Annotated in this window: 20 protein-coding genes; 12 read left to right on the forward strand and 8 right to left on the reverse strand. The window is 33.3% G+C overall.

What is annotated here, in order from left to right:
* Positions 1-131: 131 nt before the first annotated feature.
* Complete coding sequence (locus tag PYW31_RS01160) at positions 132-1,754, forward strand: BCCT family transporter (RefSeq protein ID WP_046837518.1); 1,623 nt, start codon at positions 132-134, stop codon at positions 1,752-1,754.
* Between the two features lie 108 nt (positions 1,755-1,862).
* Here the strand turns inward: PYW31_RS01160 and cudC are convergent, their stop codons facing one another.
* Positions 1,863-2,417 carry a choline uptake/conversion transcriptional regulator CudC gene (cudC, locus tag PYW31_RS01165; protein WP_046837519.1) on the reverse strand — a complete coding sequence of 185 codons (555 nt, stop codon included), beginning with the start codon at positions 2,415-2,417 and terminating at the stop codon, positions 1,863-1,865.
* Positions 2,418-2,605: 188 nt separating this feature from the next.
* Between cudC and betB the strand changes: the two genes are divergently transcribed.
* Positions 2,606-4,099 (forward strand): betaine-aldehyde dehydrogenase, encoded by a 1,494-nt coding sequence (betB, locus tag PYW31_RS01170; RefSeq protein ID WP_046837520.1) that lies wholly within the window; start codon positions 2,606-2,608, stop codon positions 4,097-4,099.
* Positions 4,100-4,168: 69 nt separating this feature from the next.
* Positions 4,169-5,851 carry a choline dehydrogenase gene (gene betA / locus PYW31_RS01175; RefSeq protein WP_046837521.1) on the forward strand — a complete coding sequence of 561 codons (1,683 nt, stop codon included), beginning with the start codon at positions 4,169-4,171 and terminating at the stop codon, positions 5,849-5,851.
* 68 nt (positions 5,852-5,919) lie between these two features.
* Here betA and PYW31_RS01180 read toward each other — a convergent pair whose 3' ends face one another.
* The 4 genes from PYW31_RS01180 to PYW31_RS01195 form a co-directional block, all read right to left on the reverse strand.
* Positions 5,920-6,267: a MerR family transcriptional regulator gene (locus tag PYW31_RS01180; protein WP_046837522.1), complete on the reverse strand. Its 348-nt coding sequence runs from the start codon at positions 6,265-6,267 to the stop codon at positions 5,920-5,922.
* A 70-nt stretch (positions 6,268-6,337) separates the two neighbouring features.
* Positions 6,338-6,670, reverse strand: a complete 333-nt coding sequence (locus PYW31_RS01185) for a hypothetical protein (RefSeq protein ID WP_248827332.1) — start codon at positions 6,668-6,670, stop codon at positions 6,338-6,340.
* Positions 6,671-6,681: 11 nt separating this feature from the next.
* Positions 6,682-7,440, reverse strand: coding sequence for an SDR family oxidoreductase (locus tag PYW31_RS01190; protein ID WP_046837524.1), 759 nt, complete (start codon positions 7,438-7,440; stop codon positions 6,682-6,684).
* Positions 7,441-7,593: 153 nt separating this feature from the next.
* Positions 7,594-9,753, reverse strand: coding sequence for a bifunctional glycosyltransferase/CDP-glycerol:glycerophosphate glycerophosphotransferase (locus tag PYW31_RS01195; protein ID WP_046837525.1), 2,160 nt, complete (start codon positions 9,751-9,753; stop codon positions 7,594-7,596).
* 582 nt (positions 9,754-10,335) lie between these two features.
* Between PYW31_RS01195 and PYW31_RS01200 the strand changes: the two genes are divergently transcribed.
* Positions 10,336-10,791 carry a GNAT family N-acetyltransferase gene (locus PYW31_RS01200; protein WP_046837526.1) on the forward strand — a complete coding sequence of 152 codons (456 nt, stop codon included), beginning with the start codon at positions 10,336-10,338 and terminating at the stop codon, positions 10,789-10,791.
* Between the two features lie 383 nt (positions 10,792-11,174).
* On the forward strand, positions 11,175-11,801 hold the full coding sequence (locus PYW31_RS01205; RefSeq protein ID WP_046837527.1) for a nitroreductase family protein: 627 nt from the start codon (positions 11,175-11,177) through the stop codon (positions 11,799-11,801).
* A gap of 127 nt (positions 11,802-11,928) precedes the next feature.
* Here the strand turns inward: PYW31_RS01205 and PYW31_RS01210 are convergent, their stop codons facing one another.
* On the reverse strand, positions 11,929-12,870 hold the full coding sequence (locus PYW31_RS01210) for a nucleoside hydrolase (RefSeq protein ID WP_046837528.1): 942 nt from the start codon (positions 12,868-12,870) through the stop codon (positions 11,929-11,931).
* Positions 12,871-13,086: 216 nt separating this feature from the next.
* On the opposite strand from PYW31_RS01210, the gene PYW31_RS01215 reads away from it, so the two are divergent.
* The 6 genes from PYW31_RS01215 to argB all read left to right on the forward strand — a co-directional run bounded on the left by PYW31_RS01215 (position 13,087) and on the right by argB (position 21,337).
* A complete protein-coding gene (locus tag PYW31_RS01215) occupies positions 13,087-14,484 on the forward strand; it encodes an MFS transporter (protein ID WP_046837529.1) in 1,398 nt (465 codons plus the stop codon).
* Between the two features lie 583 nt (positions 14,485-15,067).
* The gene (locus PYW31_RS01220; protein ID WP_046837530.1) at positions 15,068-16,699 is read left to right on the forward strand and encodes an APC family permease; all 1,632 of its coding nucleotides are present in this window, start codon (positions 15,068-15,070) and stop codon (positions 16,697-16,699) included.
* Positions 16,700-17,040: 341 nt separating this feature from the next.
* Complete coding sequence (gene rocD / locus PYW31_RS01225; protein ID WP_046837531.1) at positions 17,041-18,234, forward strand: ornithine--oxo-acid transaminase; 1,194 nt, start codon at positions 17,041-17,043, stop codon at positions 18,232-18,234.
* A gap of 40 nt (positions 18,235-18,274) precedes the next feature.
* Entirely contained in the window at positions 18,275-19,306 is a 1,032-nt protein-coding gene (gene argC, locus PYW31_RS01230) for an N-acetyl-gamma-glutamyl-phosphate reductase (RefSeq protein ID WP_046837532.1), read from the forward strand.
* Positions 19,307-19,324: 18 nt separating this feature from the next.
* A complete protein-coding gene (argJ, locus tag PYW31_RS01235) occupies positions 19,325-20,563 on the forward strand; it encodes a bifunctional glutamate N-acetyltransferase/amino-acid acetyltransferase ArgJ (protein ID WP_046837533.1) in 1,239 nt (412 codons plus the stop codon).
* 12 nt (positions 20,564-20,575) lie between these two features.
* Positions 20,576-21,337, forward strand: a complete 762-nt coding sequence (gene argB / locus PYW31_RS01240) for an acetylglutamate kinase (protein ID WP_046837534.1) — start codon at positions 20,576-20,578, stop codon at positions 21,335-21,337.
* A gap of 128 nt (positions 21,338-21,465) precedes the next feature.
* Here the strand turns inward: argB and PYW31_RS01245 are convergent, their stop codons facing one another.
* Positions 21,466-22,704 carry an ArgE/DapE family deacylase gene (locus PYW31_RS01245; protein WP_046837535.1) on the reverse strand — a complete coding sequence of 413 codons (1,239 nt, stop codon included), beginning with the start codon at positions 22,702-22,704 and terminating at the stop codon, positions 21,466-21,468.
* Between the two features lie 332 nt (positions 22,705-23,036).
* Here PYW31_RS01245 and ssuE point away from each other — a divergent pair, with 332 nt between their 5' ends.
* Complete coding sequence (gene ssuE / locus PYW31_RS01250; RefSeq protein WP_046837536.1) at positions 23,037-23,576, forward strand: NADPH-dependent FMN reductase; 540 nt, start codon at positions 23,037-23,039, stop codon at positions 23,574-23,576.
* A gap of 101 nt (positions 23,577-23,677) precedes the next feature.
* Here the strand turns inward: ssuE and PYW31_RS01255 are convergent, their stop codons facing one another.
* Entirely contained in the window at positions 23,678-24,337 is a 660-nt protein-coding gene (locus PYW31_RS01255; protein ID WP_046837537.1) for a hypothetical protein, read from the reverse strand.
* Between the last annotated feature and the right edge of the window lie 280 nt (positions 24,338-24,617).

Consider the following 24,617-nt stretch of genomic DNA (forward strand, 5'->3'; position numbering starts at 1 on the left):
GAATGCAAGTTGCATTATTATTTAAAGTTCGTTAGGCTCATGTTTGTGAATAACTAAATGATTTGTTTATAGGAACGAAGATTATAAGACAAATTTTTACATAATATTCAATTTATGAGGAGTGCTCAAAAGTGAAAAACAATAAAGTTATGGATTGGCCGACGTTTATAGGCACAGTAATTGTATTATTATTTGCTGTTGTGCCAATGATCGTGTTTCCTAAAGCAAGTCAAGAAGTAATTACCGGGTTGAATAAAGCCGTGTCAAATTCTCTTGGCTCAGTATATTTATTACTTGGATTAGTAATTTTTGGATTTGTACTTTACATAGCATTTGGTAAGTACGGAAATGTCACATTAGGTAAAGCTACAGATAAGCCTGAATTTAATGATTTTAGTTGGGCTTCAATGTTGTTCTGTGCGGGTATTGGCTCAGATATTTTATACTGGGGTGTTATCGAATGGGCATATTATTATCAAACACCACCACATGGTGGCAAAGGCATGACAGATCATGCATTAGAGTATGCAACAATGTATGGCATGTTCCATTGGGGACCAATTGCATGGGCAATATACGTGTTACCTGCATTGCCAATCGGTTATTTAGTATTTGTTAAAAAGAAACCGATATTTAAAATTAGCCAAGCTTGTCGACCAATTTTAAAAGGACAAACAGATAAGTTTTTAGGTAAAGTTGTAGATATCGTGTTTATTTTGGCCTTATTATGTGGGGCAGCAACTTCATTGGGACTAGGTGTACCTTTGATTTCAGCAGCTATTGAGCGTTTAACAGGTATTGATGGGCATAATATGTGGATGCGCACAATTATTCTATTATTAATCACATTAGTCTTTGCCATAAGTTCTTATACAGGGCTTAAAAAGGGTATACAAGTCTTAAGTGACGTCAATGTATGGATTTCGTTACTGTTGTTAGCATTTGTATTTATAGTGGGACCAACAGTATTTATTATGGAAACAACAGTTACTGCATTCGGTGATATGTTGAAGAATTTCTTCCAAATGGCAACATGGCTTGAACCTTTTGGGGGCATTGGTGGACGAAAAGATACGAATTTCCCTCAACAATGGACTATATTTTATTGGTCTTGGTGGATTGTTTATGCGCCATTTATTGGTTTGTTTATTGCCCGTATTTCAAAGGGACGTACTCTAAAAGAAGTTATTTTAGGGACAATTGGTTATGGGACATTAGGTTGCTTGATGTTCTTTGGTATTTTTGGAAACTATGCAGTGTATTTGCAAATTTCAGGACAATTTAATGTTATTAATTTCTTGAATTCACATAGTGCAGAATCAACAATTATTGAAGTTATGCATCAACTACCATTTCCAAATCTGATTGTTGTATTATTTGTTATAGCAGCTTTCTTATTCTTAGTTACTACTTTTGATTCTGCTTCTTATATTTTAGCGGCAGCAACTCAAAAACAAGTAATAGGTGAACCGGTACGTGCTAATAGATTATTCTGGGCATTTGCATTAAGTTTATTACCTTATTCATTGATGTTAGTTGGAGGACAAAATGCATTAGACGTCTTGAAGACAGCATCACTTTTAGCGAGTGTTCCTTTAATTGTGGTATTTGTTATCATGATGATATCGTTTATACGAACATTAGAGGGTGATCGTCTGAAACTTGAGAGACGTGCAGATAAATTTAAAGAAGTGGAAAGACGTTCACTTAGAATGATACAAGTAAGAGAGAAAAAAGAAGACGATAATTTATAGATGTAAGTAAAGAAACTGCCAGCTTAAGTTGGCAGTTTCTTTTTATTTTTTTAGAGATAAATAAAAAAAGCACTAAGAAATTAAACTTTCTTAGTGCTTTAGCAATTATTATTTAACTTTCTTTTCGGGTATTGGAAAGTATTCGAATATTTCTCCACTTTCGATTGCATGACTCAAATTTTCTAGCCATTCGTAATACGGTAAAGTATCGATTAACTGCTGTTTGATTTCATGAGCTTCTTGTTTTGTAGGCTCATCGACATTTTTATCGTTGATAAGGTCATCAAGTAATGCAACGGAATCATGTACGGCTTCAGAATTGATAACAATCTCTCTATGCCATTTACGTGTGAAGAAATTACTGAAGAAATTGAAAAAGTTTTTTTCGGCGGTAAAATGTTGTTTTCGACTACCACGTGTAAATTGCTGTTTAACAATATCAAATTCTTGAAGCCTTTTAACGCCAGCGCTCATACTTGGCTTACTCATTTGAAGTTGTTCGCGCATTTCATCTAACGTCATACTACCTTCAAAGAGCATTGTGCCGTATAAATTTCCTACACTACGGTTAATTCCATAGAGATCCATCGTTTCTCCAATTGCGTTAATAACGATGTCTTTTGCTTCATTTAATTGGTGATCAGGGTTGTTTGAATGTACCAAAATGTACACCTCCGACATATTATTTTAAAAAATACAAATTTAAAATATTAGGCTAATTTGCCTTAATAGCGAGGAAACTAACCATTTTCTATTTAAACTCGTTTGACACCCTTTCGTTTACTATGCTAACATAAAATCTATAAAATTCGTTAAATAAAAATTTAACAAACTTAACGGAGGTAATTTTAATGGAACTTGTAAAAAATTTATCTCGTCGTCAATATATTGATGGTGAGTGGGTAGATAGCTCTAATAAAGAAACAAGAAAAATTATTAATCCATATAATCAAGAAGTTATTTTTGAAGTAGCTGAAGGTACTTCAGAAGATAGCGAACGTGCAATTGTTGCAGCTAAAAAAGCTTTTAATAAAGGTGAATGGGCACAAGAAACGAGCGAAAATAGAGGTAAAAAAGTCAAAGCAATCGCTGATTTAATCGTAACGCATCGTGAAGAGCTTGCTAGACTTGAAACTTTAGATACTGGTAAAACATTAGAAGAATCATATGCCGATATGGACGACATTGCGAATGTATTTAACTACTTTGCTGGTTTAGCCGATAAAGATGGTGGAGAAATTATAGATTCACCGATTCCAAATACGGACAGTAAAATTGTGAAAGAACCGGTAGGCGTGGCAACACAAATTACACCGTGGAATTATCCTTTACTACAAGCATCATGGAAAATCGCTCCAGCTTTAGTTACAGGGTGTTCATTGGTTATGAAACCAAGTGAAATCACACCATTAACAACAATTCGTGTATTTGAATTGATGGAAGAAGTTGGATTTCCTCAAGGTGTAATTAACTTAGTATTAGGTAAAGGTTCTGAAGTTGGTGAACCATTATCGTCACATAAAGATGTTGACTTAGTTTCGTTTACAGGTGGTATTGAAACAGGTAAACACATCATGAAACAAGCAGCTAATCACGTTACAAATGTTGCATTAGAATTAGGTGGTAAAAACCCTAACATTATTTTTGATGACGCAGATTTTGAACTTGCAGTTGATCAAGCATTAAATGGCGGTTTCTTCCATGCAGGTCAAGTTTGTTCTGCAGGCGCAAGAATTATCGTCCATAACGATATTAAAGATAAATTTGAAGCTGCTTTAATAGAAAGAATTAAACGTATTAAATTAGGTGATGGTTTTGATCCTGAAACTGAAATGGGACCAGTCATCTCAGCAGAACATAGAGAAAAAATAGAAAAATATATGGAAGTTGCTAAATCTGAAAATGCGACTATCGCTATAGGTGGTAAACGTCCTGAACGTGAAGATTTACAAGATGGTTTCTTCTTTGAACCAACAGTTATTACAGATTGTGATACTTCAATGCGTATTGTACAAGAAGAAGTATTCGGGCCTGTTGTTACAATTGAAGGCTTCTCAACAGAAGAAGAGGCAATTGAGCTTGCAAATGACTCAATTTATGGCTTAGCTGGCGGACTATTTACTAATGATATTAACAAAGCAGAGCGTGTTGTTAATAAATTGAGAATGGGGACAGTTTGGATTAATGACTTCCACCCATACTTTGCACAAGCACCATGGGGTGGTTATAAACAATCAGGTATTGGTAGAGAACTTGGTAGAGAAGGTTTAGCAGAATATCAAGTAGAAAAACATATTCTACGTAATACGAATCCAGAACCAGTGAACTGGTTCGGCAGTAAGTAAGCGACAATTATTTAAATTAAGCTTTATTCATATAAACAACACAATTAAAATTCAGGAGGCAATATATAAATGAGACAATCTTATGATTATATTATCATTGGTGGGGGTAGCGCTGGTTCAGTATTAGGTGGCAGAATAAGTGAAGATGCTTCAAATAATGTGCTTGTATTGGAAGCAGGACGAAGTGACTATCCGTGGGATTTATTAATTCAAATGCCAGCAGCGTTAATGTATCCAGCAGGTAACAAACTATACGATTGGATTTATGAAACAAATGCAGAACCACATATGGATGGACGTAAAGTAGGCCATGCACGTGGTAAAGTATTAGGTGGTTCAAGTTCAATCAACGGTATGATTTATCAAAGAGGTAATCCTATGGACTATGAAAAATGGGCTAAACCAAAAGGTATGGAGCATTGGGACTTTGCACATTGTTTACCATATTTCAAACGTTTAGAGACAACATTTGGTTCTAATAAAGATGATGAATATCGTGGGCACCATGGTCCAATTAAATTAAGACGTGGTCCTGCTACAAACCCATTATTCCAAGCATTCTTCAATGCAGGAGTGGACGCTGGATATAATAAAACGCCAGATGTAAATGGTTTCCGTCAAGAAGGATTTGGACCATTCGATAGCCAAGTACATAATGGACGTCGTGTTTCAGCTTCTAGAGCTTACTTACACCCAGCTATGAAACGAAAAAATTTGGAAGTACAAACGCGTGCATTTGTAACTAAATTAAACTTCGAAGGTAATAAAGTAACAGGTGTTACATTTAAGAAAAATGGCAAAGAGCATACTGTAAGTGCAAAAGAAGTTATTTTATCAGGTGGAGCAATTAACTCACCTCAATTATTACAATTATCAGGTATCGGTGATTCAGAACATTTACGTTCATTAGGTATTGAACCTCGTTTACACTTACCAGGTGTTGGTGAAAATTTTGAAGACCATTTAGAAGTTTATGTGCAACATGCATGTAAAGAACCAGTTTCGTTACAACCGAGTTTAAATAAACTTAAAATGCCATTCATTGGTTTGCAATGGATTTTAGGACGTAAGGGCGCAGCTGCCTCAAACCACTTTGAGGGTGGCGGGTTCGTTCGTTCAAATGATGAAGTAGATTATCCAAACTTAATGTTCCACTTCTTACCAATTGCTGTAAGATATGATGGTACAAAAGCACCAACTGCACATGGTTATCAAGTGCATGTAGGGCCAATGTATTCTAATTCTCGCGGACACCTAAAAATTAAATCTAAAGATCCGTTTGTTAAACCAGACTTCGTATTTAACTATTTATCAACAGAAGAAGATAAACGTGAATGGGTAGAAGCTATAAAAGTAGCAAGAAATATCTTGAACCAAAAATCTTTAGATCCATTCAATGGTGGGGAAATTTCACCAGGACCTGAAGTACAAACAGATGATGAGATTATTGAATGGGTTAAACGTGACGGTGAAACAGCATTACATCCATCATGTAGCTGTAAAATGGGACCTAAATCTGATGAAATGTCAGTTGTAGATCCAGATACATTCAAAGTACACGGTATGGAAAATCTACGTGTTGTAGATGCTTCTGTAATGCCTCGTACTACAAATGGTAATATTCACTCTCCAGTCTTAATGATGGCTGAAAGAGCAGCAGACATCATTAGAGGTAAGAAACCTTTAGAACCTGAGTATGTTGATTATTATCGTCATGGTGTACATGATAAAAATGCAGGTACAATTAAATAAAATGTAAACAAAAAGTAACCGCTGGCCTTATCACAAGGCTAACGGTTACTTTTTTGTTTACAAATGCTTTATTCTTGTTCCAATAATTTGAATTTATTTTCTAATGTTTTTAATCCTTCATCAATGAGCGCTTTTTGCTCTAATAAATTGTTTTGATGTTCTGTAAAAATTGCTTTTCTTTTTTCAATTGTAGATGGTCCTTGGTGATAAAGTTCAGCAATTACTTTAATTTGAGCAATGGGCATATGCGTTTGCCGCATACATTTGATAAACTCAATCCAGTATAAGTCTTCAGATTTGAAGTCTCTATAACCATTGCTGTCGCGTTCTACGAAAGGAAATAACCCAGATTTATCATAATATCTGATTGTATGTGCGCTTATACCAATTTGTTGTGCTGCAGTTTTAACATTCATATAGAAAATCTCCTAATTTAATGAATATGTGACAGACTAGAAGTTTTATATAATGTCTACATATTTTAATTTAGTTTAACTTGGTTAATTGATTAATGAGTGTTTCGTGATGTGTATTAATGATGGCTTTAAAGCCGAAAGTATTTTCTAGCGCTTCAATGAGCCTTGCTTTATTATCATAATGAATTAATTTAACATCAGTTATGCATAAACCAATCCCTTTAATATCATCATGATATAAATTGTTTTGGTGTGATAGTTCGATAAGATAATGTGCTAAATCTTTTACGTAATTTTCTGTTGCGATTTGTACGGTTTGCTGATCGATAGTCTTGTTGTTATCGTCAATAATACTTAGTTGAGTTTCTAGATTTGAAAAGTTTGCAACGAAATATTGCATCATAAAACCTCCATTTATCTTGTAGTATAGCCGCCATTTGCAAATAATGTTTGACCGTTAATCCACCAACCTTCTAAAGTTAAGAATTTAATAATTGGCACTATGTCTTCTATTTGTGTGAGTTGATTGTGTAATGCTTGAGATTTATGGAACGTCACTGCATCATCAGATTCTTGTGGATAAAAGAAAGGTGTATCCATAGGGCCAGGCGCCACGTTATTGACAGATATACCACGTGACATAAACTCTTTTGAAGCAGCGCGTGTATAATGTTCTAAAGGTGCCTTTTCGCCTGCGTAGGTGGAATAATACCCAGTATATGCTGATAATAAGGAAGTAGCAATTGATATTATTTTTCCATGATTATTCATATATTGTTCGGCATACTTTATAAAAAAATAGGCTTGTTTAGCATTAACGTCTTGCATCGTATTATAATCAGATTCTGTTGTATCTGAAATAGATTGCTTTAATACTTTTCCGACTGTATTAATAGCAATATCGACTTTACCAAATGTTTTTACTGCAAATTGGAACAGAGCTTCTATATTGCTTACAATTGTTAAATCACCTGAAAAAAGGGCGCCTTGTCCCCCTAAAGATTTCACTTGTTGAAGTGTATATTGTGCTTCTTCAAGACTGTGTTCATCATGATGGTGAATAATAATATTCGCACCGCTTTGTGCATAAGACTGACTTAGCAATCCCCCTAGATTTTTAGCACCACCAGCAATAACGACGACCTTATCTTGTAAACTATTGAATTTTCCCATATAAAAACCTCCTTTGGAATATACAGAGACTGTACACCTTAGAGCGCACTATCAAGCAAATATAAGGGCATATAGTTGGGACTTAAAAAAGGGTAGAAAACATTATGTTTTCTACCCTTAAAAAATTCATTTGGAATTGTTATTTAACAGAGATTAAGATTGTTTGCGCGTAATTATATCAGCAATGGCACGGGATGATGCTCCGTCCTCTAATGCACAAAAGTCATTATAGAAGCGCTCGATTTTATCTTTATATTCAGCTTCGATTTGATCTAAGTTTTTAAGATCTTCGGCTAGTTTATATGCATCTTGATAAATAGGACCTGGTAAATCGTTGTTGTAATCAAGATAGAAACCTCTTAAATCTTGGCCATATTTATCTAAATCATAGGCAAAGAATATTTGTGGACGTTTTAATACACCATAATCAAAGAAGACAGATGAATAATCGGTAATTAAGCAATCTGAGACTAAATATAATTCAGAGATGTCACTATAGTTTGAAACATCGATAGCAAAGTCTTCATATCCTCTTAAATCAAGTGCATTAGAGATTAAGTAGTGCATTCTTAATAAAATAACATACTCATCGCCTAATTTTTGTTGTAAGTTGTCTAAATCAATTTTTAAATCGAATAAATATTTACCTTTTTTAACAAACTCATCATCTCTCCACGTTGGAGCGTACATGATGACTTTTTTATCTTGTGGCAAGTTTAAACTCTCTTTAAGTTCTTGGATATAAGCTTCGTCATTGGCACGATTAACTAATAAATCATTTCTTGGATAACCAACTTCAAGTATTTTTTCAGGTGGCATCCAAAATGCTGTTTCAAATATTTTAGTTGAATAAGCATTAGGAGAAACTAAATAGTCCCAACGACTCGTTTCTTCTCTGAAATTACGTTTGTAGTTATCTGTTGTAGTTCCTGGCATACGAATAACTTTCATATCATTTGCTAAACGTTTTAAAGGTGTCCCATGCCATGTTTGGATATAAACTTGGTTAGGCTTTTTATTTAAATAAAGTGGTAATCTAGCATTAGCAACCCAGTATTTTGCTTTAGAATAAGCTTCATAGTAGGCGGCTGAGCCTTTTTTAACTTTTTTAGCTGGACCTGGAAGGTAAACATTACCTGGCTTTTTAAATACCCAAATAAACTCATAATTAGGGTGATGTTTCATCATATACTCATAAACATATTTAGGGCTATCACTGTAGTTTTTACCGCCGAAAGCTTCAAATACTATTGTGTTAGGACTTACTTTATCTTCACTATCTGTAAGTTGATAATGCGCACGATTTTTATTTTTTCTACCTAGTGCGACACTTTTTAGTAGTCTCGTATTTTTTCTTAACTTGTTGATTTTATGAGCGGTGTCACGTTTGTTTAACATCAACATTAATGATTCTAAAATAAATAAGGGCTTTTCATTTTTGAAAATATTAAATATTAAAGATCTTGTAACTTTTGGTAGTAATTCACTATGATTTTCATATCTTTCGTCAGTTTTTCTTAAAGAAGGTTCGAAAGAATATTTATATAAATGTCTCATTTTATTTTTTATGAAACGTTTATTTTCTTTATTAGGTGCACGTTTAATAGAGTCGGCAAAACTGGAAACATAATCACTAAAAACGATACTGAATTCTTGTTGTGATAACGTTGGTTTCAAGAAAGGATCATAGATTTCACCTTTGATATAAAATGGGAATCGACTGATACGTACAAAGTTATCAGCATATTTGATAAATTCTAAAACGAATGACCAATCGATAAACACATTTAAATCTTCACTAAACTGTAAGTTATGTCCGCGTGCAATTGCTGTTTTAAAGACAATATTACATACTGAGTGTTTTCGTAAAAATTGATTAGATTTATTTTCTGTTTTTAAAAATTCAACTTTCACTAAATTTTGATCCACGTATTGTGGGATGTCTAAAGTGAACGAATGGATTGGTGCGATAAGTGCATCATAGTGACGGATCTTCTTCATATAGAATGAAAGTGCATATGATGCTAAATAATCATCTGAATCAATGAAAATGAAATAAGGTGCATCAATTTCTTTTAAAGCGACGTTTCTTGCATGTGCGTGTCCTGTATTTTGTTCTAAGTCGATTTCTTTGACTGTTATATCCCAATCTTGTAGACAGTGAGAAGCAATTGTTTTAGATTGATCAGTTGACCCATCATTAACTAAAATTAACTCAAAATCTTGAAATCTTTGTTGTTTAAGACTACTTAAACATCTTTCTATATAATCTTCCGAATTGTAATAAGTAACTATAACGGATATAGACTTCATCGTTTTCCCTCTTTTTTTAAATTTTTCTTATATTTACATATAAAATAGAATGTAGCAAATTTTCACTATCATTATCAAATATAAAGTGATAGTAATTGATTTGTGGTGTGTGAAATGTTACGAATTTAAAGTAAAAATTCTGTTTTTATAGCTTTATATGATACTAAAGACCACATTGTAGCATTTTCAGTAGAATTAAATAAAACATAAACCCTTTAATGGGGATGATAATGTTTATTATAATACAAAGAAAATAACTGGCAACACTTTGTGAAATAATCATTGAACTCTTTTATTTTACTATAAATATATAATATATCCAGTAAATTAACAAAAGTATATACTATAACTATTTATCTAATAATAAAAAAGTTATAATAATTTCAATAGAATTTGTTTTTTTACAATGTTAAATTCTTTGTTAAGCTTAATGTTATAGGCTTGTGTAAAAAATATAATCTTATGAAAAGTAAAATGCACAAGGTCAAGCATAATAGTAACAAGTTCTATGAGTGACTTTTAAAAGTAACACTTTAATAAAAAGTCATTCATAGATATAACTAAAAGTGAGCGGTGATATAGATGGTAATTAGAAAAGCGACACAGAGTGATTTAGCTATGATTGACCGTATGATACCAAAAGTATTTAAAGAATCTATGGACACTAAAATAAACTTAACTGATGAAACAATGCAATCAATGTCTAGAGCGTTGGTACATCAAGGCGCGGTGTATTATATATTTGTAGAAGATGGAAAAGTGAAAGGATTTATTCTTATAGATTTTAAAAAAGATGACATCGCTCAACATGATTACGGTTTTATATATGAATTATATGTTATAGATATATATAGAAACCAAAGAATTGGAGAAAGTTTATTGAATTTTGTTGAAAAAATTTTTCAAGATCATGATATGAGTGAAATTAGATTAAACGTTTATGCGAATAACTTTGCTAAATTGCTATATCAAAAATTAGGTTATCAAGAGAGAAATATAACAATGTCTAAGGTGATTATAAATAAAGAAAGCCAATGACTTTAATAGGAGACATGATTGATAATTTGATATTCATTTCCGCAATGATTGTAGTGTTTATACATATAATTGCGATATGCTTCCTCAGACCAGTTATGAGATGAAATTTGGAAATACGCTGTACATAATAGTTTGAATGAATATTATGGGAATAAGCATATTTTATAAATGAAGCAAGTATTTCTAAAATAAAAACCTATAATTTTATGACGTATTAAAATTATAGATTATATGTAGTGATATAAAAGCGTGTATTTAATCATCGCATAGAAGTATGATTCACAGAATAGTAGAAATATTTCAATCCTAAACAGATGATTTGTAAATTATAATAAATTGAGTATAATTTGATTTTGTATAAAATGATTAAGGAGACTTGAATAATGATTAATAATAATTTTGAAGATGTAGTAATGAATAGAAAATCAGTTAAAGTTTTTGATGAACAGGTAAAAATACCACAAGAAGAAATGGATGAAATGATCCGTAAAGCAACAAAAGCACCATCATCAGTGAATATGCAACCGTGGAGATTCTTAGTAGTAGAAAGTGATGAAGGTAAAGATAAATTACGTCCGTTAATTCGTTTTAATACACGTCAAAATGACAGTTCATCAGCTATGGTAGTTATCTTTGGAGATATGCACAACTATGAGCACGGAGAAGAAATATATAATAGCGCTGTTGAGCAAGGCATGATGCCAGCAGATGTAAAAGATGAATTACTAGGTAAAGTATTACCATACTATAAAAGTTTATCTAAACCAGAAATGAACGATATTATTAAAATAGATAGCAGTTTAGCAGCAATGCAATTTATGCTTGTTGCTAGAGCATACGGTTATGATACAAATCCAATTGGTGGTTTTGAACGCGATCAAATCGCAGAAACATTTGGTTATGATTCAGAACGTTACGAACCAGTAATGATTATCGCAATCGGTAAAGAGAAAAACCCTGGTCACGATTCATATAGATTACCTACTGAAAAGGTAACAAAATACGTATAAAATATATAATAAGATTAAATGAAAAGTGCCGTATAATATACGGTGCTTTTTTTGTGGGTATATAGTAAAAAGGTTGGCGCTTAGTGGTAAGTGCCAACCTTTATTGTATAAGATGATTTTTGCAAATTTACAATGTAATTTTTTTAGCTAAGCTAGTTATATAATTAAAGAAATCATCGCGATTCACATTATCTACGACTGAAACAGGTCTACCATTTATTTGATCAATATAAGTTTGACCTTGACTTGGGCCATCTGTATGTACTGATACATTGACCATGTGTTGTTGAACGAGTTCTGGTTTACCAATATAAGCCGTTGTTAAGACATCCCACATAAAATAAGTGGAGTTGGTCTGGAAATGTGTCAACGGCGGTACGGCTGCATAACTGACGCCTAAAAAATCAACGCCGGGATAGTGACGTTCATTGGCCCACGCTTGTCTTACCTCCCATGTCATAGGTACTTGGTTTGTACTTTCTAAAGCCACCATATCAATTTTTATGTTTGTATCAAAAATCACTTGAACGGCTTCTGGGTCCCAAAATGCATTCCATTCTGCTGAACCATCGTGCTCTGGTTCCTCTACATTCCCTCTTTCTAGAAAAGTGCCCCCCATCCATACAAGTCGTTTGATATTTGAAACAATTTTAGGCGCAACTGTTATCGCTTTTGCTAAGTCTGTAAGAGGGCCGGTAAAAAGTAATGTGACAGGTTCTTGAGCATTATGTAATTTTTCAATAATATCCTCATAAGCTTGGTGTTTAAGTAACTTAGATTGCTTAGAAGTAGGTTCATTTAATATAGGTAGTGCATCCATAAAAAAGGCGTGCATTCTCCAATCTTTAGGAAATGGGTTTTTACCTCGTTCCTTAGAAGTAGCAACGTGAACAGGTGTTTGTGTAAAACGGTTGATAATTTTTTGAGAAGCGCTTACTGCTGGTTCAACATAACTGTCTGCCCCAATAGCGCTTACGCCAATTAGATTTACATTTTCCATATGTAATAACAGAAATAATGACACGAGATCATCTACACCGCCGTCATGATTAAAGTAAATTTGTTCCATAATTAAAAACCTCCATATTAGATTTCATATCTATTATATCAAATAGATAAGTCTGAATATTACAAGTTGTCTAACTCTCTATAACACGCCGTTAAAAACAATTTCCCCCAATATAACGTAAGTATATTAGTGGTTTATATATTTTTGAAATTGTTTATAAAAAATTACAGAGGCTATGTTATATGAATAAGAAAAAATTAAGGGGTGTTTTTGTTTGTGAAATTTAAAAAAGAGAAAGTGAATCGAGTTGATCCAGATCAATCGAAAAAGAGCATAGTCGCTACAGGGATTGGTAATGCCATTGAATGGTTTGATTTCGGGCTATATGCGCAATTAGCTGTAATTTTAAGTGCGAATTTCTTTGGTAATTTGCCTCAAGAAATGCAAATTGTCTCAACTTTTGCGGTGTTTGCATTTGCATTTATTGTTAGGCCTGTTGGTGGAATATTTTTCAGTCACTTAGGGGATAAATATGGACGGAAAATTGTATTATCAACGACGATTTTATTAATGGCTGCTTCAACTTTAATGTTGGGATTATTGCCGACACAAGATCAAATTGGTATATGGGCGCCTATTCTATTACTTGTTGTCCGTATGATTCAGTCTTTTTCAACTGGTGGAGAGTATGCTGGAGCAATGACATATATTGCTGAAACTGCGCCCGATAAGACACGTGGGAAGTTAGGTAGTGGTCTTGAAATAGGAACCCTTGTAGGTAATATTATGGCTGCGATTATGGCAGGGTTAATGTATGCGTTATTAAGCGATCAACAAATGATGGATTGGGGTTGGAGAATTCCATTTATCATTGCTGCACCATTAGGTATTGTAGGTATATTGCTACGTACAAATCTGGATGAGAGCCCTGCATATGAATCGACATTAGAAGAAAAAGAAGAGTTAGAATATTCATATTTGGATATATTTAAATATTATTGGAAAGACGTGGTTGTCTGCTTCACGGGTGTCGCTTTCTTGAATGTCGCTAATTATATGGTCCTATCTTTCATGCCATCCTTCTTAAATAAGACAATAAACTTAGGTGGAACGATGGGTTCAATATTAAGTACTGTCACAATGATTGCAATGATACCAGCTGTGTTCTTTTTTGGTTGGTATAGCGATAAAGTCGGCAATAAACGTACAATTATTTTTGGTTTAGCAGGATTCAGTTTATTTTCAGTATTAGCATTTTGGTTAATGAGTATACCAATCTTGCCACTTGTTATAGTAGGATTATTTATTATTGCGTTGTTTATGTCTACTTTTGAAGGGGTTATGCCATCGTTATTACCGAGCATGTTCCATACCAAAGTCAGATTACGTACATTATCACTGGTATATAATATTGGTGCTGCGATATTTGGTGGTTTAACACCATTTATTCTTTCTACTTTAGTAGAAACTACAGGGCAAGAAATTGCACCTTCTTATTACCTCATGTTTATTAATGTTATAGGGCTAATCATTTTCCTTACAATGTTTAAATCTACTTCAAACAAATCGTTAAGAGGGTCCTACCCAAATGTAGAAACAGAAGAAGAGTATGAAGACGTCATAAAAAATCCTGAAGATGCACTGTGGTGGGAAAAAGAAATAGAGAAAAATTAATATTAAGAAACGTAGTATAGAGAAATAAATTTATACTACGTTTCTTAATTTTTTCAAAGTTAATCGATAAAAAGCGTGAAATCCTATTGAACAAATGTGCAAACATTTAAATTTTAATATTTGAGTAACATTAAAACGAGATGATTTTTAAGTATTTTATAATAAAAAAACGTTGGAAAATAACATATATTGTAAAAGTACAATTAAATAGTAAAGATGTACAAATTCGTTTTTTTTAATGGTGATATAGCGCTTCAAGTACTGGTATAAAAGCGTTTGTGCGTATTTTAATCAAAAAGACCACTTTAGAGTTAATATACCTTTTATGAATAATTGAGTAACATTGATAAAAAATGCTTCATCTACTTTGTATAAGGGGGCGAAAGGTAATGGATTGCACAAAACCTATATGCAGTATCCGTCTCTAATAGTTATAAATATACGATATTATACAATGTTCCGGCTGATAAATGTTGATTTGACTTGAATTCTAATACGAGTATAATAGCAACATATACAAGAGCGTGTATAAGTTTTACATATAACTTGATATGAATATAAAAGATGAACAGTAGGAGTTTTTATGGGGAAACAGGAAGAAAGTAAAAAAATTAATTTAGCACAGCTTGTATTATTGGGCTTAGGTTCGCTTATTGGCTCTGGTTGGTTATTCGGAGCTTGGGAAGCGTCTTCTATTGCTGGACCAGCTGCAATTATTTCATGGATTATAGGTTTTGTAGTTATTGGTTCCATTGCATATAACTACGTTGAAATAGGTACAATGTTTCCACAATCAGGTGGTATGAGTAATTATGCTCAATATACACACGGTTCTTTATTAGGTTTTATAGCGGCTTGGGCAAACTGGGTATCGCTGGTAACAATTATTCCAATTGAAGCAGTTTCTGCAGTACAATACATGAGCTCATGGCCTTGGGATTGGGCGAAATTTACTTCGGGATTAATGAAGGATGGTTCAATTAGTAATGCAGGGTTATTGGCTGTATTCGTCATCATTATCATATTTTCATTATTAAATTATTGGTCAGTGAAATTATTGACTTCATTTACAAGTTTAATTTCATTCTTTAAATTAGGTGTGCCCTTATTAACAATTATTATGTTAATGATTTCAGGTTTTGATACAGGTAATTACGGACACTCAGCAGGCGAATTTATGCCTTATGGTTCTGCGCCGATATTTGCTGCGACAACAGCTTCAGGCATTATCTTTTCATTTAATGCTTTCCAAACAATTATTAATATGGGATCAGAAATTCAAAAGCCTGAAAAAAATATTGCACGTGGTATAGCGATTTCACTTACTTTGAGTGCGGTACTCTATATTGTGTTGCAAAGTACTTTTATTACTTCTATGCCAAGCGACATGATTCATGGTGAAGGGTGGAGCGGTATTAACTTCAATTCACCATTCGCAGATATGGCAATATTATTAGGTTTAAATTGGTTGGCAATTTTACTTTATATAGAAGCAGTTGTATCGCCGTTTGGTACGGGCGTATCATTTGTAGCAGTGACAGGTCGTGTATTGCGTGCAATGGAAAAAAATGGTCATATTCCTAAATTCTTAGGTAAAATGAATGATAAATATAATATTCCACGAGTAGCTATCATATTTAATGCAATTATAAGTATGTTAATGGTGTCACTGTTCCGTGATTGGGCTACATTGGCAAGTGTAATTTCTACAGCGACTTTAGTAGCGTATCTTACAGGACCAACGACGGTTATATCATTACGTAAAATGGCACCGAAAATGCATAGACCATTCCGTGCAAATATGCTGAGATTTATGGCGCCGTTCTCATTTGTTTTAGCTTCATTAGCAATTTATTGGGCGATGTGGCCGACAACTGCAGAAGTCATATTAATTATTATTTTAGGTTTGCCAATATATTTCTTCTATGAATATAAAACAAATTGGAAAAATACTAAGAAACAAATTGGTGGTAGTTTATGGATTATTTTCTACCTTATTCTTTTGGCCTTTTTCTCATTCATTGGTAGTAAAGAATTTAATGGTATGAACTGGATCCATTACCCATACGATTTCATAGTGATTGCTATTGTAGCATTAATATTTTATAAACTTGGTACTACAAGTTACTTTGAAAGTATCTATTTTAAACGTGCGAAGAAAATTAATAAAGATATGAACGACAAATTAGAAGCACAAGAAAGACGTGAAGTATAAATAATTATAAAAGCAAACTGGACTTACTTGAGTTGGATTCAGTTTGCTTTTTTTATTAAAAAGTAGATATCTCGTTTTTACATTTAATAAGATTGTAAATTATTATCAAAAAATGATATACAATATATGCAAAATAAATGCATTTTTTAAAGTGAGGTTATCTCAAGCCTATAAAGGCATGAACATCGGTTTGTTAAAATAAAAATCAGTAGGTTTGCAATTTTTAATATAAAAACAAAATATTTATTTTATTGTTAACCTTTGACTAATTGTAAAAAAAAGTGTATTATTTTGAATATTAATTCAAATTTAAGAATAAATATAAAGAAACGAGGGTTTTGATGAACGACTTATTTTCACTAACAGATCAGTACAGTTCGAATAATTACAGCCCACTCAAATTGGCTTTGACAAAAGGACGTGGCGCTAAAGTTTGGGACGTTGAAGATAATAGCTACATTGATTGTATTTCAGGTTTTTCGGTTGTCAATCAAGGGCATTGTCATCCTAAAATTATAAAAGCGTTTCAAGAGCAAAGTGAAAAAATTACCATGGTATCACGAGCATTGTATAGTGATAATCTAGGTAAATGGGAAGAGAAAATTTGCACACTAGCTAATAAAGAAAAAGTGCTACCCATGAATACTGGGACGGAAGCCATAGAAACTGCAATTAAAATTGCACGTAAATGGGGTTCGGATGTTAAAGGTATTGCGGATGATAAAAGTGAAATCATCGCAATGAATGGTAATTTCCATGGGCGTACTTTAGGTGCTTTATCTTTATCTTCGCAAAAGAGTTATAAAAAAGGATTTGGGCCGCTTTTAGATAATGTTCACTATATTGACTTTGGTGATGTCGCTCACTTAAAATCATTAATTAACAATAATACCGCCGCGGTAGTTCTTGAACCTATACAAGGTGAGGGTGGCGTTAACATTCCCCCAGATTACTTTATTGAAGAAGTACGTCATCTATGCGACGAACATAATATTTTATTTATCGCTGATGAAATTCAAGTAGGACTTGGTAGAACTGGCAAAATGTTTGCTATGGAATGGGAAGGCGTAGAACCGGATATATACTTATTAGGAAAATCGCTGGGCGGTGGCCTTTATCCGATGTCAGCTGTTATAGCGAATCATGATGTGATGGATGTATTAACACCTGGTACACATGGCTCTACATTTGGAGGCAATCCACTTGCGTGTGCAGTATCTATTGCAGCATTAGATGTACTGATTGATGAAAATCTGATTGAACGTTCTGCAGATTTGGGACAAAAGTTGCTTAATCAATTACAACTCATAGATAGCAACATCATTACAGATGTGAGAGGTAGGGGATTATTTATCGGTATCGAACTTAGCGAATCAGCGCAACCATATTGTTTAGAAATGATTGAAAAAGGTGTGCTTTGTAAAGAAACACAAGGAAATATTATAAGACTGGCACCGCCACTTGTTATTAATGAAGAAGAAATAAATAAAGTCATAAATGTCATTACTGAAGTACTTGAAAAAGGTAATAAATAACAATAAAAAATGTCCGAATATTCAGAAAGGAATGAACGTTATGATAGAAGTTGGGATTGTCGGAGGAAGTGGTTATGGTGCTGTCGAATTGATTCGTTTATTAGAGCATCATCCTCAAGTTAGGATTAAACATATATTTTCACATTCAAAGGTAGATGAACCCATCAATAAGACCTTTCCTCACTTAAATCATTTAACACATCATTACGAAGATTTAAATATTGAAGATGTTACTTGCGATGTGATATTTTTTGCAACACCATCTAACGTTAGTAAACATATCGCCCCTAAGTTAATTGAAAAAAATATAAAAGTCATCGACTTGTCAGGAGACTTTAGATTAACAAACAGAGATGTGTATAAACAGTTTTATGGAGAAACAGCAGCTACACAACAACATCTAGACCAAGCATTTTATAGTATTGCTGAATGGGGCACAACAAATCAAAAGGATTTACAACTTATTGCAAATCCAGGGTGTTTTCCTACTGCAACATTGCTTGCCCTACACCCACTCGTTGATAATAAAGTGATACAGAATGACTCAATTATTATTGATGCAAAAACTGGGGTTTCAGGTGCAGGAAGGTCACTTGCTCAGCATGTGCATTATGCAGAAATGAATGAAAATTTTAGTGCTTATGCAATAGGTAAGCATAAACATAAACCTGAAATAGAACAATATATTTCACGACTTGCAAATGAAGAGATAAAGGTAGTGTTTACCCCACATCTTGTACCAATGACACGTGGTATATTATCAACAATATATGTGAAACTTAATAAACAAATGACGGCTGAACACTTACATGATGTATATCAACAATACTATGATAATAAAACGTTTGTGCGCATCAGAGATTTAGGTGAATATCCAAAAACTAAAGAAGTCTATGGCAGTAATAACTGTGATATTGGAATCTATGTTGATGAAGAAAGTCAAACAGCGATTATTGTGTCAGTCATAGATAATTTAGTTAAAGGTGCAAGTGGTCAAGCAATACAAAATTTAAACTTAATGTATGGATTGAATGAAGCGACAGGTTTACAACAGTTGCCAGTTTATCCATAAAAACAAAGGAGCGATGGGATGAAAGACATTGAAACGATAGATACATTAGATCAATTAAATATAGATTTACAAGGTGATGTAAGTTCTCCGTTGGGATTCATCGCAGGCGGCTTACATGCAGGTTTAAGAAGAACAAGAAAAGACTTTGGTTGGATTTATTCTACGACTGAGGCAAATGCAGCAGGGGTCTATACATTGAATCGCTTTAAAGCAGCGCCTTTAATAGTGACAGAAGCTTGTATTAAAAATAATCAAGTGTTACAAGCTATTGTAGTTAACTCAGCTAATGCCAATGCTTGTACAGGCGAAAAAGGCTTGCAAGACGCAAAAGATACACAAGCATGGGTAGCGAAGCAATTGAACATAACGCAACAACATGTAGGTATTGCATCGACAGGCGTTATTGGATCATTTTTGCCGATGGATAAAATTCAGCATGGTACAGAACATGTAATGGAAGAACAATATAATCATGGAGAGTATTTCAATCAAGCTATTCTTACTACTGATACAGCTACGAAACATTTATCAGTACAAGTTGAAATTGAAGGTAAGACAGTGACTATTGGTGGTACAGCTAAAGGATCAGGAATGATACACCCAAATATGGCAACAATGCTTGGCTTTATTACGACAGATGCTAATATTGAAAGCGACACACTTGATGGTTGTTTGAGAGAATCCGTGGATGAGTCATTTAATATGATTACAGTAGATGGCGATACAAGTACGAATGATATGGTTTTATGCATGGCTAATGGACAAGCTAATCATACTACATTGGATGCATCACATCCTGAGTGGCATAAATTTGAACATGCATTTAACTTTGTAAGTCAGTACCTTGCTAAATCTATAGCAAAAGATGGAGAAGGTGCTACTAAATTGGTTACAGCAAAAGTTAAAGGCGCGATTACTACAGAAGAAGCAAGAAAAATTGCTAAGAGCATCGTATCTTCAAGTTTGGTCAAGACAGCAATCCATGGAGAAGATGCAAATTTTGGGAGAATCGTTGCAGCAATGGGTTATGCCTCAGACTCGATAGTACCAAGCGAGACCTTTGTTACATTAGCTAAAATATCAGTTGTTGATGAAGGTATGTCTGTTGCATTTGATGAAGCCGATTTAAAAGCAAAATTGCAAGAAGATAATATCGTTATAGAAGCAACAGTCGGTCAAGGTAATGGTGAAGCAGCAGCGTATGGCTGTGATTTATCATATGATTATGTAAGTATCAATGCTTCATATAGAACATAAGGGGTGTAAGACATGAGTTATATTGTAATTAAAATAGGTGGTAGCACATTGACACATTTGCATGATTCTACCATTGAAGATATCGCAGCATTAAAACAACAAGGTTATCACCCTATTATTGTACACGGCGGAGGTCCTTTTATTAATGAAGCATTGGCACAACGAAATGTGGATCCAATGTTTCAAGATGGCTTAAGAGTAACTACAAGTGAGGTACTCGATGTAACTAGTCAGACTTTAATAGGTAAAGTGAATCCTGAACTTGTGAGTAAACTAAACCGAACAACATTACAAAGTATCGGTATCAATGGTTTAGATGCGAAAATTTTTGATATCCAACCTTTGGATAAAAAATATGGTTACGTGGGAGAACCTGTAGATATAGATACAAACGTCATCTCTGTATTGGGTGAAAGTTTTGTACCTGTCATTGCTTCAATAGGCATTAAACAAGATAGTGGCCAGTTGTATAATATCAATGCTGATACATTGGCTTATAAAATAGCGCAAGCCTTGAATGCACCCATTTATCTACTTAGTGATATCCCGGGCGTGTTGATTGATAATAAAGTACAATCAATACTAAATGCAGAGCGCATTAACCAATACATTGATCAAGAATTGATTTATGGTGGAATGATTCCTAAAGTACAAGATGCCATTCAAGCCATTGAGCTAGGATGCCAAAAAGTAGTAATCGCTGCGGGCAATGAACCACATATTATTCAGAAACTCCAAAGCGGTCAAAATGTTGGTACAACGATTCAACAATAGTATAAATATAGCGACTATATGATAACATCAAACAGGGTCCCACTTAGATTAAGTGAGACCCTGTTCGATGTTATCAATTACATGGATATTTAAGATTGCTTTAGTTTGGTATCTAGCTAAAAATATAACTATACTGAATGATTTTCAGAATAAGTTGTTAATAATTCGATGTAAAAATCAATGAATTTTAAATACATGTCTTTTTCTACACGTTCATTCACTTGGTGTGGCTCACTACCAGGGCCAAATACTAGGAATGGGAAAGATTCATCTTTACCGCGAAGTAAGTTAGAAGCATCTGTTACGCCTCCGATTGGAGCAGCAAGTAAATCTTTGTTAAATGTGCGGTCACCAATGACTTTGGCTGTGTCAATTAAGCTGTTCTTACCAGTTGTAAGTACAGGTTCTAAATCTAAGTATAAGTCACTTTCTAAGTCTGCACCTTGGTTATTGTGTTTTTCAATCATTTCGTCAAATAAAGCTTTCACTTTATCATTATCGTATTCAGGAATTGTACGAATATTGAAGTCTGCATCTGCTTCTTCAGGAACAGAATTCACCTGTACGCCACCTTTAATTAAAGTGTTACTGATAACTAAACCTTTTAGTACGTCTTCAATTTCATTTTGATCCATTGAAGATGGTAAAGCACTGCTGAATTTTTGTAATAAGTTCGTGAAATCTAAAGATTCACCTTTAACTTCTTTAGAAATTTTGGCATAAGATTCGTCAATATCTTGGATAAACTCAATAAGTGGTTTAATCGCATTAACGCCAAGAATAGGCATTGAACTATGTGCAGATCTACCAGTTGACTTGATGCGATAATCCATAGAACCTTTGTGTGCATAGACAAGCATATCTTGGCATGGTTCAGCAATTACAAGTGCGTCTACATCATCCATATAACCTTTTTCATATAGACTTTGAGAACCTAATTGCTCCATTTCTTCACCAGTTGTAGCTAAAAACTTAATGCGTCCTTTTTTAAGGGCATTAGAATTTTTAATCTCGATTAAAGCAATTGCAAATGCTGCAAGACCTGATTTCATATCAGCTGCACCTCGACCATATAGGTAGCCGTTATCTTCAGTAAGTTTAAATGGATCATAAGTCCATTGATCACGATTACCTTCTGATACAACATCCATATGTCCAGAAATACCTATAACTGGGCTACCTTCACCGATTTCTGCAATTAAGTTAGCGCGACGGTCATCTACTTTATCTATTGTTGACTCGATACCGTGTTGTGCAAATAATTTTTGGAAGTATTCGCAAACTTCAATTTCATTATCATTTACTGTATTCATTTCTACAATATCTGATAAGATTTGCACTTTTTCCTCATTTGAAAATGTGCTCATAATATACCACTCCTTTAACAAACTATATAAAGTATACATCTCAATAAATATTTTGATAAGTAAAATGCTTGCGAATAAAAAGATTATAAAAATTTTATTATTATAATGTATAATAGTTGTCAAAAAAGAATAATTACACAAAATATATTTCAGGATGATAATAATACGAAAATTTAACTTCAAATCAATTTATGAAATAGCCATAGATAGGTAATCGTGTGCTTTTCATTTTATGACTAAGGAATAAATGATGAGTCATAAATCATTAATTAACGGAAAAGAGGAAATACTAAAGTTAAGTAAGCTTTATAAATAGAGAGGAGTGTATAGTCATGGCAAAAGTAGCAATTATTGCAGGGGGAAATAAAATTCAATCTCGTTTAACCGGTGTGGTAGAATATGCTAAAAATTATTTGGATTATGTAGATATCGAAACAAATGTGATACATGTGCACCAATTGAATGCGCAAGCTTTAATTACAGCTGATTTTAGTGATTCAACAATTAATAAAGCGCATGAAATTATTGCAGAATCAGATGGTATCATTATTGTTTCACCTGTATTTAAAGCAGCGTATTCAGGTATTGTAAAAACGTATTTAGATTTGTTACCACGTGATGCATTTAGAGGGAAGACAGTGTTACCTTTAGCGTTAGGTGGAACATTTGCACATGTATTAGCAATTCAATATAGTTTAGATCCAGTTATTAAAGAATTAGGTGCAGATACGATTCATAAAGGTAGATTTATATTAGATCAACATATCTTTACCAACAAGGATGGCACATACGAATATGATGATGAAGCGAGAAATGGATTAGATAAGACATTAAAGAAATTTGTCAGTGATAAATCACAAGTACAAGGTTAAGCAATTATACAAAGGAACGTTTATGTAAATAATAATATATAAGCCACGACATTGTATCTAATATGAATAGTAGATACAATGTCGTGGCGTTATGTATATATTCAGGATGAAGTTAAGTGCCATTGGTCGTTTATATCATAAGTTAAGTTAAAGGCTGGCGTTTTAATTTTAATAGGATAAGCGATAGAAACCTTTTCTGAAAATAACCATTTTCTATTTTCTGGAGTGAGCAAAATATAACTTTCATCTTGTGTATCACCAATGAAATTTAATTCATTAGGAGAAAATGGACGATGCTCATATGTGTCTAGCTGATATTGTGATAAAGCACAGTACACTTCATAGCTATCATTACAGACGAAACCTATCTCACTTATTCTACTGAATTCAGGGTCATCTGTGATGTTGGATACCCTAGCAATCAATTCTACAACATTACCAGAAGGATCATTGAAATACATTGAGTGTGCAACGAATGATTCAAAGTAAGCCGTATGTCTACCTTCCTCCATAAGTAAAAATAATATATTTTGATAGTGTTGCTTCATATCATAAAAATGATTATAAGGAATATCGATAGCAAAATGATAATATGGTTGAGATAAATCTGTTGATTTCATAAATTTTAATTCTGTTTCCCCAATATGAACAATAAATGTATCTTGATTAATGACTTGAACAGGGCATTCCAATGTTTCATCATAAAATTGTAATGTTTCATCAAAGTTTGAAGTTAATAATGTAATACTTTCAAATTTCATATATTCATCCCATCCCATCCCAAGGTTTAGCACATAACTATAATTAAGTAATTTAACTGTACTTTATCAAATTAATAAGAAAAATGATAATATTAAGAATTTATAAAGTGAAAATATACTTAATAAATTTCAAATTTCTAAAAATATGTTGTTTAAGTAGCGTTGTAATATATAAAACTTTTAGATAGAATGATGAAATGAAAACGTGCTGGAAAATTATATAACGAAAAAAAGTGAAACAAAACGAAAATAAATTTGCATTATTAGAAAAAATGAAATA

The organism is Staphylococcus succinus (assembly GCF_029024945.1).
GTDB classification, from domain to species: Bacteria; Bacillota; Bacilli; order Staphylococcales; family Staphylococcaceae; genus Staphylococcus; species Staphylococcus succinus.